The organism is Burkholderia cepacia (assembly GCF_029962485.1).
GTDB lineage: Bacteria > Pseudomonadota > Gammaproteobacteria > Burkholderiales > Burkholderiaceae > Burkholderia.
Genome location: NZ_CP073637.1, coordinates 3,115,073 through 3,130,088, shown reverse-complemented (window position 1 = coordinate 3,130,088; position 15,016 = coordinate 3,115,073). Strand labels below are relative to the sequence as shown.

At 61.3% G+C, this 15,016-nt stretch carries 14 protein-coding genes; 10 read left to right on the top strand and 4 right to left on the bottom strand.

What is annotated here, in order from left to right; genetic code table 11:
- Window positions 1-190: 190 nt before the first annotated feature.
- From tssI to KEC55_RS14550, 6 genes are all read left to right on the top strand, one after another.
- On the top strand, window positions 191-6,178 hold the full coding sequence (gene tssI / locus KEC55_RS14575; RefSeq protein ID WP_282505987.1) for a type VI secretion system tip protein TssI/VgrG: 5,988 nt from the start codon (window positions 191-193) through the stop codon (window positions 6,176-6,178).
- Complete coding sequence (locus KEC55_RS14570) at window positions 6,175-6,576, top strand: hypothetical protein (protein WP_282505986.1); 402 nt, start codon at window positions 6,175-6,177, stop codon at window positions 6,574-6,576. The genes tssI and KEC55_RS14570 overlap by 4 nt, the downstream gene beginning before the upstream one ends.
- Before the next feature lie 10 nt (window positions 6,577-6,586).
- Window positions 6,587-6,865 (top strand): PAAR domain-containing protein, encoded by a 279-nt coding sequence (locus KEC55_RS14565; RefSeq protein ID WP_348995072.1) that lies wholly within the window; start codon window positions 6,587-6,589, stop codon window positions 6,863-6,865.
- Window positions 6,866-7,463: 598 nt separating this feature from the next.
- Window positions 7,464-7,994 carry a G/U mismatch-specific DNA glycosylase gene (gene mug / locus KEC55_RS14560; protein ID WP_282505985.1) on the top strand — a complete coding sequence of 177 codons (531 nt, stop codon included), beginning with the start codon at window positions 7,464-7,466 and terminating at the stop codon, window positions 7,992-7,994.
- On the top strand, window positions 7,981-8,604 hold the full coding sequence (locus tag KEC55_RS14555) for a DNA-3-methyladenine glycosylase (protein WP_282505984.1): 624 nt from the start codon (window positions 7,981-7,983) through the stop codon (window positions 8,602-8,604). Before mug ends, KEC55_RS14555 begins: the two co-directional genes overlap by 14 nt.
- Window positions 8,605-8,705: 101 nt before the next feature.
- Window positions 8,706-9,470 (top strand): ParA family protein, encoded by a 765-nt coding sequence (locus tag KEC55_RS14550; protein WP_282505983.1) that lies wholly within the window; start codon window positions 8,706-8,708, stop codon window positions 9,468-9,470.
- Between the two features lie 32 nt (window positions 9,471-9,502).
- Here KEC55_RS14550 and KEC55_RS14545 read toward each other — a convergent pair whose 3' ends face one another.
- Window positions 9,503-9,688: a hypothetical protein gene (locus KEC55_RS14545; protein ID WP_282505982.1), complete on the bottom strand. Its 186-nt coding sequence runs from the start codon at window positions 9,686-9,688 to the stop codon at window positions 9,503-9,505.
- 285 nt (window positions 9,689-9,973) lie between these two features.
- Here KEC55_RS14545 and phaP point away from each other — a divergent pair, with 285 nt between their 5' ends.
- The 4 genes from phaP (at window position 9,974) to KEC55_RS14525 (ending at window position 13,285) form a co-directional block, all read left to right on the top strand.
- Window positions 9,974-10,555, top strand: a complete 582-nt coding sequence (phaP, locus tag KEC55_RS14540; protein ID WP_176049660.1) for a TIGR01841 family phasin — start codon at window positions 9,974-9,976, stop codon at window positions 10,553-10,555.
- A gap of 269 nt (window positions 10,556-10,824) precedes the next feature.
- Window positions 10,825-12,006 carry an acetyl-CoA C-acetyltransferase gene (locus KEC55_RS14535; protein ID WP_282505981.1) on the top strand — a complete coding sequence of 394 codons (1,182 nt, stop codon included), beginning with the start codon at window positions 10,825-10,827 and terminating at the stop codon, window positions 12,004-12,006.
- A 219-nt stretch (window positions 12,007-12,225) separates the two neighbouring features.
- Entirely contained in the window at window positions 12,226-12,969 is a 744-nt protein-coding gene (gene phbB / locus KEC55_RS14530) for an acetoacetyl-CoA reductase (RefSeq protein ID WP_059233189.1), read from the top strand.
- Window positions 12,970-13,078: 109 nt separating this feature from the next.
- Complete coding sequence (locus KEC55_RS14525; RefSeq protein ID WP_176050353.1) at window positions 13,079-13,285, top strand: hypothetical protein; 207 nt, start codon at window positions 13,079-13,081, stop codon at window positions 13,283-13,285.
- Between the two features lie 85 nt (window positions 13,286-13,370).
- On the opposite strand, the gene KEC55_RS14520 is transcribed toward KEC55_RS14525, so the two are convergent.
- Genes KEC55_RS14520 through KEC55_RS14510 form a run of 3 tightly spaced genes read right to left on the bottom strand, consistent with a single transcriptional unit; the run spans window position 13,371 to window position 15,016 of the window.
- Window positions 13,371-13,670, bottom strand: a complete 300-nt coding sequence (locus tag KEC55_RS14520; protein ID WP_176050352.1) for a hypothetical protein — start codon at window positions 13,668-13,670, stop codon at window positions 13,371-13,373.
- A 27-nt stretch (window positions 13,671-13,697) separates the two neighbouring features.
- Window positions 13,698-14,201: a hotdog family protein gene (locus KEC55_RS14515; RefSeq protein ID WP_282505980.1), complete on the bottom strand. Its 504-nt coding sequence runs from the start codon at window positions 14,199-14,201 to the stop codon at window positions 13,698-13,700.
- The gene (locus tag KEC55_RS14510; protein WP_282505979.1) at window positions 14,201-15,016 is read right to left on the bottom strand and encodes a beta-ketoacyl synthase chain length factor; all 816 of its coding nucleotides are present in this window, start codon (window positions 15,014-15,016) and stop codon (window positions 14,201-14,203) included. The genes KEC55_RS14515 and KEC55_RS14510 overlap by 1 nt, the downstream gene beginning before the upstream one ends.

Genomic DNA, 15,016 nt, shown 5'->3' with positions numbered 1-15,016 from the left:
AAATTCCATCTCATGGCGATGCAAAAATGATATGGCACCGTTTATCTCGAAAAGTTTGCACTTCCTGACAATCAGCATTCGGTATGATCTTATGATGGTGTGAATGCTCGCCACTTGTAGGGGGCATTTCGTTTGTAGGGGGCGGGCCGCCTCCAAGTCCAGCTAGACCAACAAGACAGGACGATAACGTATGCCGCCGCTCTCCTTTGCCGAGATCGCGAAGCAATTCTTTGCGCTTCAAAATAACCGACTCTTCACGATCAAGACACCGCTGTCTGGACGGTCCGACCTCGTATTGACTGAATTTCGAGGCGAGGAAGGGCTAGGTCAGTTGTTCGAGATTCAGCTCAAGCTGGCTTCGCAGGATCCGAACATCGAGCTCAAGAAGCTGATCGGCAAGCCGGTCACAGTAACCCTGCAATTGACCGATGCGATTGCCAGCTCCGAGGAGCGTTACTTCCACGGCTATGTGACGGATTTTGAGCACACAGGCATGGACGGTGGCCTCGCGATCTACGAAGCGACTGCTCGGCCATGGATCGCGTTCATGGATCGGCGGCAGGACATCAGAATCTTCCAAGAGCAAACGGTCGAAGAAATTCTGATTGCAGTATTTCAACGCTATCGAAAGTTCGGCGATGTAGAGATACGACTACTGAAGCCGACCGCGAACCGCAGCTACTGTACGCAGTACAAGGAAACGGATCTGGCATTCGCTTTGCGTCTCATACAGGAAGAAGGCCTGTTCTTCTATTTTGAACACAAGAAAGATGCTCACACACTGATCATTACCGATACGTCAACGAACGCCCAGCCGATCTCCGGGCGTAGTCCTTTGCTGCGGTACTCGACCGACGAAATACTAGACGATGAACAAGTGGTCACGTCGTTCGTTGCGCGCCGGCAATTGACGTCCGGCAGCACGATGCTCAAAACCGCTGACTACAAGGCACCGGCTGCGAGACGCTTGGTCGAGCGCGACACGGGCATCAACCAGGGCGAAGTCGACAACTACGAAGTCTATGATTATCTGGGCGCCCACGGCTTCCCTGACAGCGACCGCGGCGAACAGTTGGCGAGGTTCCGCACTGAAGCACTCGCCGCACACAGCAAGTTTTTCGTCGGCGCCACTCATTGCCGGCGGATTGAGCCCGATCGCTACGTACAGATCGAGGCCCACTATGACCATGAGCGCGCGCAGCCCGAGGATCGCCAGTTTCTGGTGACCTGGGTCCGACATCACGGTACGAACAACTATCAGGCGCAGCCCGGCGTCGCAACGTACACCAACGAATTCCGCTGCATTCGCAAGAAGATCCCTTACCGTCCACTTCTGACGATTCCTCGACCGGCAATTATCGGCGTCCAGACCGCTACCGTGGTTGGCCCTCAAGGTCAGGAAATCTACACCGACGAACTCGGTCGCGTGAAAGTGCAGTTCCCATGGGACCGGCTGGGCAAAAGCGATCAGGGTAGTTCGTGTTGGGTGCGCGTCTCACAGCCATGGGCGAGCGCAGGCTTCGGGATGATTCAGTTGCCCCGCATCGGCGACGAAGTCGTCATCGTTTTCGGTGACGGAAATCCTGATCGTCCTCTGATCATCTCATCTGTCTACAACGCCCGGAATACGCCGCCGTGGAGTTTGCCGGCAAACGCAACGCAGAGCGGGATATTGACGCGCTCAAGCACGGGCGGTGATGTCAATACAGCCAACGCGCTTCGCTTCGAAGACAGGAAGGGACAGGAAGAAGTGTGGCTGCATGCGGAGAAGGATCAGCGCATCGAGGTCGAAAACGACGAGTCACATTCGGTTGGTGTCGATCGACAAAAATCTGTGGGACAGGACGAGAAAGCGCAGATCGGCCGGAACTGGACGCTTTCGACCGGAGGTGTCAAGGTCGAGACGGTTGGGCTGGCATCGGTACAAAGCGTTGGTCTCGGCAAGATGCTCAACGTTGGGCTTGCCTACAACGTCAACGTCGGCGGTCTGTTCTTGCGCAATGTCGTGCTGCAGATGGCGAGCACGGTCGGAATGAGCCGAACGGATCGCGTCGTACAGGATTGGACCGCGCACGTAGGTCATACTTATACGGTAACGGTGCGCGGCAAGGCGGTCGGGGACGCAGTCAAGAAGGATCAGGATGCGCCGCTCGATGCCTCACCGGATTTCAGTCCGCAACTCCCGGATCACGTCACAAGCGCGGATAGCAACCAGATCAGGATTACAGATCAGGGCCAGGCGAGTCTGTCGGGTTCGTCGACTGCGCAACTGATCGGCCCCGGGGGGGCGGTTACGATTGATGCTGCAGGCATCCATCTCAAGGGCAAGGGCATTTATCTCGAAGGACCGGTAACGCAAAGCGGCGGCAGCGCGAAGGGCCTTGCGCCCGTGACCGAGGCTGATTGTGCGGAGTGTGCCAAAAAGACTCAATCGGCGCACCCTGTCGATGTAGCGACCGGCCAGAAGCTGCTGACGCACGATGATTTCACGCTACCTGGGCGGGTACCGATCCGATGGAATCGGCGGTACCGCAGCGCCGATCAGCGGACAGGTGGTTTTGGCGTTGCTTGGAAGCTGCAGTATTCAACCGAAATTCAACTGCAGACGACCGCTGGGGCTTCAAGGCTTGTCTATTTTGACATCGACGGCCGTCAACTGCAGTTCCCGCTACTTGAACTGGGCCAGGAACATTTCCATCCAGTCGAGAAATATACTCTTGCACGACTCGACGATAACGAAAATGGTCATCGTTACGTGATTCGCTTCCCGAGCGGAATCGTCGAAACATACGAACAGCACCCGCTCGACGAGTTGCGTTGGCAACTCGCTCGATATGAAACGCGAGATGGCCAAGCGTTGACGTTCGGTTATACGTCGACGGGTAGCCTGCAGGAAGTACGAAATAACGTCCATACGGTGACGTGCCAACACGATGAAGCCGGCCGCATCACTGAAGTCCATTGGGTAGATGGGCATGGCGATTCGAAACGGAAACTCGCTGCATATCGCTACGATGAAAATGGCGACCTGATCCAGGCGGTCGATCAGAGTAATCGAACTTGGCGGTACGCGTATCAGCATCACCTGCTGACTCGCTACGAGATGCCGGCGGGCGCAGTCTTCGTCTCTGAATGGGACGGCGATACACCGCAATCGCGCTGCGTACGCACCTACGCATATACTCGAAACGAAGACGGCAAGCCAATAGTCACGCGCGACACACGCTTCGACTACCAGGCGTCGGTTCGGATGACGCGTGTCACCGACATGCTTGGGAACGCTACGACATATCGGTACAACGGGCTGTGGGCGGTCGACCAGATCACGTACCCGAACGGCAGCACCGAGACGACCGAATTTGACGAAACCGGCAACATTGTCGGTCGGACGGACGCGCTTGGCCGAACAACTCAAGCGGTATGCGATGCGCAGGGTAGCCCGGTCGCAATTCGGGATGCCGCGGGTCACTTGACGCGAATCGAATACAACGATTTGAGCCTGCCCGTGCGCATCACGGATCCGGCTGGCCAGATCTGGCAGCGCGAGTACGACGCTGACGGGCATCTTGTAAGGGAAATCGATCCGCTGGGGAATTCTGCAAGCACCGTGTTCGAGAATGCCCTACCGGTCACGCACACGGATGCGCTTGGTAACGTGACTCGTACGCAATGGAACGAGGCTGGTCAATTGATTGCCCGCACAGACTGTTCGGGTTTTACGACACAATATTCTCACGATGAATTCGGTCGCCTAACCAGCCAGACGAATGCGTTGGGTCAAACGAACAAATTTCACGGCAACGCCGCAGGAAAGCCGGCAGCTCTGGAACCCGCTGGGCTTGGCGTCTGGAAGACCGAGTACGATCAAGCAGGACGGGCAATTGCACATGTCGATCCACTTGGGCGGACGACGCGTGTGACATGGGATGAGTATGGCCAATCTGTTGGCGTCTTCGATCCAATGGGGGGGCGGACCGCGTTCCAATACGATGAGCTCGGGCGGCTTGCGAGTTTGACGAACGCGAAAGGCGAGCGCTGTACGTTCCGTTACGACGCTCAGGGACGTATCGTGGAGCAGACTGGATTTGACGGCCGTCGACAGCAGGTTGCATATAACGCTGCAGGTGAACAGATCGAGCAAATCGATTACGGCCAAGACGGGCAAATGCGCACAGTCCTGCTGTACGACAATCTTGGCCGTCCGATCGAGCGGCGACTTGGCGATGGGACAAGCACGGCGTTCATCTATGACGAACGAGGTTTGCTCAAGCAACTGCGCCATCGACCGGCGGCCGGCGATGAGTCACAAATCACGTACGAATACGATGCCGCAGGGCGACGAGTCGCAGAGCTGCAAGCGCACCACGGTCGCGTCTGGAGACTCCAGCATCAACTTGACGCGATTGGCAACCGCGGCCAGACCCTGCTACCGGACGGGGGCGTGCTGACTTGGCAGCGCTACGGTCGCGGACATATCCACGGATTGCTGCTGGATGGCGGGGCACTGGCGAGCTTTGAGCGAGATGAACTGCATCGAACGATCCAGAGTACGCAGGGGCCGGTCGCGCAGCTTTTCCAATACACCGATGCCGGTCAGTTGGCATCACAACGATTGCAGGACCTCGACGAGCGCGGCGAGCCACGCGCAGAACCACGACCATGGCGTACATGGGAGTATGACCGAAGTGGTCAATTGACCCGGCTGGCGGACGCTTGGCGTGGTGACAAGCGCTACCACTATGATCCGCTTGCCCGATTGATTGGTATCGCCCAAACAGGAGGGGAAGCAAGCGCCGACGTGACAAACGAAGCGTTCCAGTACGATCACGCGGGGAACCTGTTGGCGCAAAGTGCAAACGGCGCGACGCTGGAGTCCGCTGCTGTGATTGGGCCGAACGTGATCGGCGATCGGCTATCGCGTTTTGTTGATGCGAACGGCGAGACGCGCACGCTATTCGAGTTCGTTTACGACGGGCATGGCAACCGGATCGGACAGACCGTACAAACTGGGCGAGAAGAGTCCCTTCCACAATCCACATCGAGTTTGATGGGTAGGCTATTGTCCAGACAAGATGTGTCAGCGGCGCAAGAAGTCACGATTGCGCCGCGCTCGACGCGATACTGGTATGACGGAGCGCATCAGCTCTCAAGAGTTGAGCATGCTGACGGCGCTCGAACCGAATACAGATACGACGCAATTGGTCGACGAATTGCGAAGATCCACACGCCAGCAAACGAAGCACCTCGAACGACGTTGTTCACCTGGGATGGTGATTGGATGTTGCAGGAGGTGCGCGCGGGTGCGTCGCCTCGCGATGATTCTGTGATTACGTATATTCCCCATCCAGACCATCAGGGCCCGCTGGCAAAGCTCGAGGGTGGTAAGCGCTATCACTATCTAAGCGATCATTTAGGTACCCCGCAAGAACTGGTTGATGACGAGCGTAAGGTGGTGTGGGCTGTTGATCTCAAAGGCTATGGTCAAGCACGGACGCACATTGCGGATGAAATTGATAACCCGATTCGATTCCCGGGGCAGTATCGTGATCTGGAATCCGGCTTGTACTACAACCGATACCGATATTACGATCCTCAAGTGGGGCGGTATATTAATCAAGATCCGATTGGGATCATTGGCGGTTTAAACAAATTTGCCTATGCGGAATCGAATCCGGCCTCTGAATACGATCCGCTTGGATTGTATACGGTAGGTAAGGATGGTGTTACCGGTGTTGATGCGGATGGAGTTCCGTCATTTGATGAATCAAATTCCAGGTTCCATTCATACAATGTAGTTAATTCTTGTCAAAAGACGAACTCGAAATGTAACTACAAGAGTGCCGTTGAAGGATTGCTTCGATATCCCGCTCCCGGTGCTTCAGGGGAACCCATCAAGAATGGACAAGAAAGCTTTGCGCTACCGGTAGGGTACGTGCATCATGTTGTCAAGGACGGTGGCGCGACGGTGATTAACGTTACCGAGCCGGGGCGTCACTTGCTTTCGCCAGGGATTGTCAGGCGCTGGGTATCGGATGACGGCAATTCGATCAGCATCCATACATACGGAGAGGGAACCGGATATCTCCCGAAAATTAATGAATGGGCCGCAGATTCGCTGTGGGGCAAAGTTGACGCAAACATATTTAAGTATATGGGGTGTCAAGGAGATAAAAAGTGAGATTCTCTGAGTTGCTTGGAGCAAGCTTGACTGCTGCAATTGTGGGTGGGGTATTGATTGGGGTGCTCTCCATTCGGGATTTCGGGGTTGTCTCGCTTTTGTTCGCCGTCGTTGCGTTCGTGGTCGCATTTTTATCGGCAATGATTTTGTCTTATCCGATGGCATGGGTGAAGGCTGCGATTCCGTCTGGCGCAATTTTTCCAGTAGTTATCATCGCTGGTGGTATCGCGGCGGCACTTATTCTTGCGGTGCTTACAAAGGCATCATGGGCGGATATGGTGTCGATCAACAAAATGGTGTTGCTGTACTCGGCAATTGGCGTTGTGTGCGCGATTTCTGCTTTTGGGTACATTGAGAGGTCCGTGATTTTTGAAGGACTACGTAAATTGTTCGGATAGATAGCACGACGTGGAGGCTGCATTGACAAAGCCGATCATTCGCAAGGGTGATTCAACGGATCACGGCGGCTTGGTGCTTGAAGGCTTCGAGCGTGCCGACCTAAACGGTCGCCCGCCAGCCGGCATTGGACATATGGTTGCGTGCCCGAAGTGCAGTGGTGTCTTTCCCATTGTTCAGGGTTCGAACCAGTATGCGATAGATGGTCGGCCGGTAGCACTGGATGGGATGAAGACCGCGTGTGGTGCCGCGCTAATAGCGACTCAACAGACGTTTGTCGTGAGTAGTTGAATCTGACAGGCTCTCGCTGTCGGAGGAGCCGAGCTACCGTTACCGAATGCCTGCCTGCGGTACCGACGTCTCTGTTGGGACCGAAGTTTTGTAAGATATGCTAAATGATGAGGTGGCTAGCGTAGCCTTCGACAAGGGAATATCCTTGCGAGTCTCTGCGGGAGTGCTTGTTCTTCGACTGAAGTTAGTCATGAAGCAATCGCTGCGCCGAGAGTATGATGCGCTTGTTATCGTATACGGCTGCCTATAAGATATGAATCTTGAGCGAGGTAGTCGATTCGGTGATGAGCAGCCCACTGTTCGGGGCGCGAGGGTTCATGATTCCCACCGCATCGGTCAGCATACAAAGGGCTTGCCAAGGCTTTGCTGGAAGGCTCGTTACATGTGGCCACCATCGGTCATTGGAATTTGTGGCGTTTCAAGAGGTTGGCAGATTTTTTACAGCGTCATGTTCCGCTAATCATTCTGATCGCCCAGTCGGCATCCCGCATCACGATGGGCCCGAATGTCCGAGTCAAGCCGTTTGCTTGGCCAGGGCCTTCGGGCCTTGCTTCGTTTACGGCGTTCCTGTTCCTGCACATCGCACTCCGGGTAAAACGTGGCTGACGAACTTCCCGACCTCATCGTCGATCATCTCGACGTGCTGTTCTGCGGGATCAATCCCGGCCTGACCGCGGCCGCGACCGGGCATCACTTCGCGGGGAGAAGCAACCGCTTCTGGCGCGTGATCCATCTCGCGGGCTTCACGCCGACGGAAATCGCGCCGCAGGACGATCGCGCGATCCTCCAGTACGGCTGCGGCCTGACGGCGGTCGTGACGCGGCCGACGGCAAGTGCCGACCAACTCTCTCGCGCGGAATTCGTCGCCGCGGCCGCCGCGTTCGAGCAGAAGATCGTGCGTTACCGGCCGCGCTTCATCGCCTTTCTCGGCAAGGCCGCGTACTCGGCGCTGTCGGGGCAGCGCGAAGTCCAGTGGGGGCTGCAGCCGGCCCGCATGCAGGGCGCGAGTGTCTGGGTGCTCCCCAATCCGAGCGGACGAAATCTCGCGTTCGGTCTCAATGAACTGGTCGATGCGTACCGTCAGCTTTTTCTGGCCGCATCGACGGCCGGGCAGCATGCGGCGCAATAAGACCGCGCCGCTCTGGCCGGGCACGGTGCTGCCGCGCGCATTCTTCGACCGCGCGGCCACCGACGTTGCCCCGCAACTGCTCAACAAGATCCTCGCGGCGGCGGACGGCCGCGCCGGCCGCATCGTCGAAGTGGAGGCGTATGCCGGTGCGATCGATCCGGCGGCACATACCTATCGCGGCCGGACGCCGCGCAACGCGACGATGTTCGGGCCACCGGGGCATCTGTACGTCTATTTCACGTACGGCATGCACTGGTGCTGCAACTGCGTGTGCGGCCCCGACGGCACGGGCACCGGTGTGCTGATCCGCGCGCTGGAGCCGCTGCACGGGCTCGAGCGAATGCGAGCGGCGCGGCCGCCGCAGACGCGCGATCGCGACCTGTGCCGCGGGCCGGCGCGGCTGACCCAGGCGATGGGGATCAGCGGCGCGCAGGATGGCGTCGACGTGGTCGATGCGCGCGAAGGGTTCGCGATCGTCGACGACGGCACGGCGCCGCCCATGGATCCGACGAGCGGGCCGCGCATCGGCATTCGTGTCGGCACGGAATTCCCATGGCGGTGGTGCGTGCCGGGCAACCATCACGTGTCGGGCGCGCTGCCGCGCATTTGACGCGCGCCGTCCACAAGTCGCACGCAATTCGACCTGCGTCACGCGGCCGCCATGATTGACCGGCTAAGCTGATCCTTTCGACGTTCGATCGAGGGGACACCATGCGGCGGGTCGTATTCAACCAGAAGGGCGGCGTGGGCAAGTCGACGATCGTCTGCAACCTGGCGGCGATCAGTGCGAGCGAAGGGCTGCGCACGCTCGTCATCGACCTCGATGCGCAGGCGAACTCCACGCGCTACCTGCTCGGCGATGCCGCGGCCGACGCGCAACCGGGCGTTGCCGGTTTCTTCGAAACCGCGCTGACCTTCAACTTCCGTCCGGTCGACGTCGCGTCGTTCATCCATCCGACCCCGTTCGAAGGGCTCGACGTGATGCCCGCGCATCCGGATCTCGACACGCTGCACGGCAAGCTCGAATCGCGCTACAAGATCTACAAGCTGCGCGACGCGCTGAACGAGCTCGACACCTACGACGCCGTGTACATCGACACGCCGCCCGCGCTGAATTTCTATACGCGCTCGGCGCTGATCGCGGTCGAGCGCTGCCTGATCCCGTTCGACTGCGACGATTTCTCGCGCCGCGCGCTGTACACGCTGCTCGAGAACGTGAAGGAAATCCAGCAGGACCACAACGCGGCGCTCGAGGTGGAAGGGATCGTCATCAACCGGTTCCAGCCGCGCGCGAGCCTGCCGCAACGGCTGGTCGACGAGCTCGTCGATGAAGGGCTGCCGGTGCTCGCGTCGAGGCTGTCGGCGTCGGTGAAGATTCGCGAGTCGCATCAGCAGTCGATGCCGGTGATCCATCTCGAGCCGGGGCACAAGCTCGCGCAGGAATTCCGCGCGCTGCATCGCGAACTGGCCGGCTGATTCCGCGCTTTCCCGTGTCGACCGCGGCCGCTTCATGCGGCCGTATTTTCATTGCGACCCGCAATTCGTCCGATCATTGATTCCGTCATTAATAATCCCGGAAACGATTTCATAATAAATCCAGAAAAAACGATTACATAAGTGACTGCTCCATTTTCAATGTGCACCGGTTTTCTAATAAACGGAATAATGGATTGGTAAATGTTGCGCGACGTCACGATGCGCTATCCTGTAAAAAGGTAAAAAAGCATTGCGGGACCGAACCCTTGCGGAATCCTCTCTGCGATGTCGGCGTGCCGAGGGTTCCAGCGGCTGCCGAAAGTGATAATAAGGGTTTACACCTAGTATTAATGCCATTTAATTGACAATTAATCGATCTAGAATGGCCCTCTTCAACTACCCGTACTCAAATAAGTGACGGGTTGTCAATAAGGAAGCAGTGGCTGGTCGAGCTTCCATTTTTCTTTGCGTCGTCTCTCGCATTGCTAACAGGAGCGTGCCCGATGTCCGTATTTGCCCCCGAAAAACTCAGCGCCGATTATCAGTCCGGTATCGCCGCGTGGTTTGCGATTGCCCGTCCGGCGATCCACGGTTTCGAGGCTGTCGTCGAACTCAACCTGCAGGCGGCCCGGACGGCGCTCGAAGAGTACGAGGACAAGCTGAAGAACGCGTTCAACAGCAGCAATCCGGCCGCGGGCTTCGCGCAGCAGATCGCCGCACCGCAGGAAGCAGCCGGCAAGGTCGTGTCGTACGGCCGCCATCTGTTCGACATCGCGGTGTCGACGCAATCCGAATGGGCGAAGGTCGCGCAGGCGCAGTACGAACAGAACGACAAGCGCCTGAAGGACGCGCTCGGCGAACTGTCGAAGCACGCGCCGGCCGGCTCGGCGCCGGTCGTGGCCGCGCTGAATTCGGCGCTGTCCGCGGCGACGGCCGCGGCCGACTCCGTGCGTGCAGCGACGGGTCAGGCGATCGAAGCCGCACAGAGCGGTTTCGACGCGGTCAGCGAAACGGCCACGCGCGGCGCCAAGCAGACGGCTGCCGCCGCACGCAAGGACGCGGCTGCGCGCGAATCGGCTGCGTAACTGCATGACAGCGTGTCGCGTGCGAGCGCGACCCGCTTGATCGGCGCCGGGTGGCGCCGGACGCCGTGTGTGCTACGCGGTGTCCGGCGGCCGTCCGGTTCGCCGCAAGGCGCCCGTGCCGGTGTGCCGCCGGTGTGCGCGAGCGCTGTCCGCCGTATGGCGGCGTGCGACCGTGATCGCGCCGGATGGCCCGACGTGCGCCATCGCCCGTTGCAGCCGGCGCGTGCCGGCGTCGGAACGACGAACTGATTTCGAAGCAGGAATTGAACATGACGGACGTAGTGATCGTATCGGCCGCGCGGACCGCGGTCGGCAAATTCGGCGGCTCGCTTGCGAAGATTGCGGCGCCCGAGCTGGGCGCGACGGTGATCCGCGCGGTGCTGGAGCGTGCGGGCGTGAAGCCCGATCAGGTCAGCGAAGTGATCATGGGCCAGGTGCTGACGGCCGGTTCGGGGCAGAACCCGGCGCGCCAGTCGCTGATCAAGGCCGGGCTGCCGACGGCAGTGCCGGGGATGACGATCAACAAGGTGTGCGGCTCGGGCCTTAAGGCTGTGATGCTGGCGGCGAACGCGATCGTCGCGGGCGACGCGGACATCGTGATCGCGGGCGGCCAGGAGAACATGAGCGCGTCGCCGCACGTGCTGCCGGGCTCGCGCGACGGGTTCCGGATGGGCGACGCGAAGCTGGTCGACACGATGATCGTCGACGGCCTGTGGGACGTATACAACCAGTACCACATGGGTATCACGGCGGAGAACGTCGCGAAGGAGTACGGGATCACGCGCGAAGCGCAGGATGCGTTCGCGGCGTTGTCGCAGAACAAGGCGGAAGCCGCGCAGAAGGCCGGCCGTTTCGACGACGAGATCGTGCCGGTGTCGATCCCGCAACGCAAGGGCGAGCCGCTGCAGTTCGCCACCGATGAATTCGTGCGCCACGGCGTGACGGCGGAATCGCTGTCGGGGCTGAAGCCGGCGTTCTCGAAGGACGGCTCGGTGACGGCGGCGAACGCGTCGGGGCTGAACGACGGCGCGGCGGCGGTGCTGGTGATGTCGGCGCAGAAGGCGGCGGCCCTCGGCCTGACGCCGCTCGCACGAATCAAGGCATACGCGAACGCGGGTGTCGATCCGAGCGTGATGGGCATGGGCCCGGTGCCGGCGTCGCGCCGGTGCCTGGAGCGCGCGGGCTGGACGCCGGGCGACCTGGACCTGATGGAAATCAACGAGGCGTTCGCGGCGCAGGCGCTGGCGGTGCACAAGCAGATGGGCTGGGACACGTCGAAGGTGAACGTGAACGGCGGTGCGATCGCGATCGGTCACCCGATCGGCGCGTCGGGCTGCCGGATCCTGGTGACGCTGCTGCACGAGATGGTCAAGCGCGATGCGAAGCGCGGGCTGGCATCGCTGTGCATCGGCGGCGGGATGGGCGTCGCGCTCGCGGTCGAGCGCGTCTGAGCAGGGTCTGACGACACGGTTCGCTGCGGGGCGCTGGCTGGCGTCGCAGGCGAACCAGGCGGGTTTCGCGCATGACAAGCAGCCAATAACAAGCGCGGGGTTCCGGTGCGTGCCGCGCCCGCGACGCGGGCGGTTGCGCATCGAAGCGGTGGGGCGGCAGCAGGTACGATGCCGCCGCCCCGCATTCATCGATTACTTTTTTTGTCGGTAATTTATAGGATGACTAAGCGAATTGCAGTTGTGACAGGTGGAATGGGCGGTCTTGGCGAAGCGGTCAGCATCAGGTTGAACGACGCGGGCCACCGGGTAGTCGTCACGTATTCGCCGAACAACGCCGGCGCGGACCGCTGGCTGACCGAGATGCATGCGGCCGGCCGCGAGTTCCATGCGTACCCGGTGGACGTGGCCGATCACGATTCGTGCCAGCAATGCATCGAGAAGATCGTGCGGGACGTCGGCCCGGTCGACATTCTCGTGAACAACGCGGGCATCACGCGCGACATGACGCTGCGCAAGCTCGACAAGGTCAACTGGGATGCGGTGATCCGCACGAACCTCGACTCCGTGTTCAACATGACGAAGCCCGTCTGCGAAAGCATGGTCGAACGCGGCTGGGGTCGCATCGTCAACATCTCGTCGGTGAACGGCTCGAAGGGTTCGGTCGGCCAGACCAACTATGCGGCCGCGAAGGCGGGCATGCACGGCTTCACGAAATCGCTCGCGCTCGAGATCGCGCGCAAGGGCGTGACGGTGAACACGGTGTCGCCGGGCTACCTCGCGACGAAGATGGTGACGGCGATCCCGCAGGACATCCTCGACTCGAAGATCCTCCCGCAGATTCCGGCGGGCCGGCTCGGCAAGCCCGAGGAAGTCGCGGCGCTGGTCGCTTACCTGTGCTCGGAGGAGGCCGGCTTCGTGACGGGCTCCAACATCGCGATCAACGGCGGCCAGCACATGCACTGACGCGCGGCGGCCCGCACGGCGTTCGCGCACGTGTCGGGCCGCGTTCCGCACTATCCAGTGCCAGGGCGGCGGCAGGCGCGCCGCTTCGGCTTCGCATTCCGGAGAACGCATGGGCGACACCTGGATGGGACTCGCGATCGGCGGCACGGCACTGGCCGTCGCGCTGACGATGGCGGTCTCGCTCTACTGGCTCGAGCGGCGCCGCGCGCGGCTGCTGCGGAACTTCGATCATCGCGATTGCTGGCTCGTCGCGTACGGCAGGTGCTTCGCGCGCAGGCCGGCACGGCCGGCCCGCCGCATGCGCGGGGCGCGTTGACGGCGGCAGTATCGCGCTAGTGACGCGCCACGATCGATGCACGGTCACGCGTCGCGCACAGGCAGCCTGTGCGCGACGCGCGTGATCAATCGCTCTTGTCGCTCTTTCCGGACGACTCGCCCGAGTCGCTCTTGTGGAAGATCCGCTTCGTCGTGCGCTTGGTGGCATCCCAGCCTTCGCGCGACGCATGCGCGACGCCGTGCCCGACCGCCTTCGCGGCGCTCGCGGTCGCATGGCCGAAGCTGCGTGCCGCTTCGCCGGTCTTGTGTGCGGCTTCCTTCGAATCGCGCTTGATGTCCTGTTTCACTTCCGACATGTCCGCGTGCGCGATCGGGCTGATCAGCGCCAGAACGAGCGCGGTACCAATGAACTGACGAACTTTCACGACCTGGTTTCCTTGGGGTTTGCCTCTTCAGCGAGGATTCGTGGCGCCGGCTGGCGCCGGTTGAAACGCGCCGGCGGCCGATGCGTCGAGCATCACCGCGGCGCGGCCGGACAGCAGCACGCGATCGCCACAGCGCACCGCGAAGCCGTACAGCACCGAGCGGTCATCGCCGCTCACGCGTTCCGCGTCGACGACGAGCGGCTGCGCGAACGTGTCGAGCCGGTCGACGAACGCGTCGACGTTGCGCACGCTCGCGAGATAACCGGCGCGCGGGCGTGCTTCGTGCGCGCCGAGCAGCGCGCCGTGCACGGCCATTGCCTGCGCGGCGTATTCGATGCCGCAGACCGACGCGAGCCGACCGTGCGAACGCAGCGGGTTGCGCGGATCACGATGGCTCGTCGCCGTGCAGCGGATCCGTTCGGCATCCCATGCATCGACCGTATCGAGCAGGCACATCGCGCCGCCGTGCGGAATGTGCGCGGCGATCCATGCGTGGTTGAGCGGCGGCGCAAGCGGGCGTGTGGCGGTCATCACGCACGCTCCGCGACGGATTCGGGTACCGCGACGTCGACCTGCACGCGCGTATCGGCCAGATAGTCGAGCACGGCACGCGTCGAACGCCGCGCGGCGAGTGCGTCGAGCAGCGGCAGCACGCGCGCGGCCGGATTGCCGGCGCGCAGCGCGTCGAGTTCGGCATTCGCGAGTGTCGTCGCGGGCGCGTCGGTGAGCTGCACGTCGATGCGGGCAAGTGCGCGCTCACTCGCGTCGGGCGCGAGCACGAGCGCGACGCCGAACGCATCGCCGATCGGCCGCACCGCGCGCAGCGGTTCCGGATAGTCGGTGTCGTACGCGATCAGCAGCGTCGGCATGCGATCGACGACGACCTGGCACAGGCTTTCGAGCAGACCGGCGGCAAAGCTGCCGTCGTGCGCGCACAGCACGTTCGACGTCGCCATCGCGCGGGTCGCGATGCTCCAGTAGCCGGCCGGCGCGTTGTGCACGGAGTTGTGAAAACGCGTCGGTGACAGCTGGCGATCGTCGCCTGCCAGCGTTTCGCAGATCGCGTGGCAATTCTGGCCGTCGCCGCCGGATGCGCTGAACACGGTCGCGAGCGTCGCCGCGTCGCGGCCGCTCGCGGCCACCGCTGCGTGGCCGACCGCAAGCGCCGTGCGCACGACGGGGCCGGTGCGGCGCCGCTCGGCCGACGGCAGCCCGGCCGGCGGCGGCAGTTCGGTGCGTGCGGGGGCATAGGGCGCGCGGCCCGCAAGCACGTCGGCCGCGTGCGGCCAGTCGTTCAATCCGGGCCCGACCAGGCCGATGCTTTCGATGTAGGCGGTGAGTGTCAT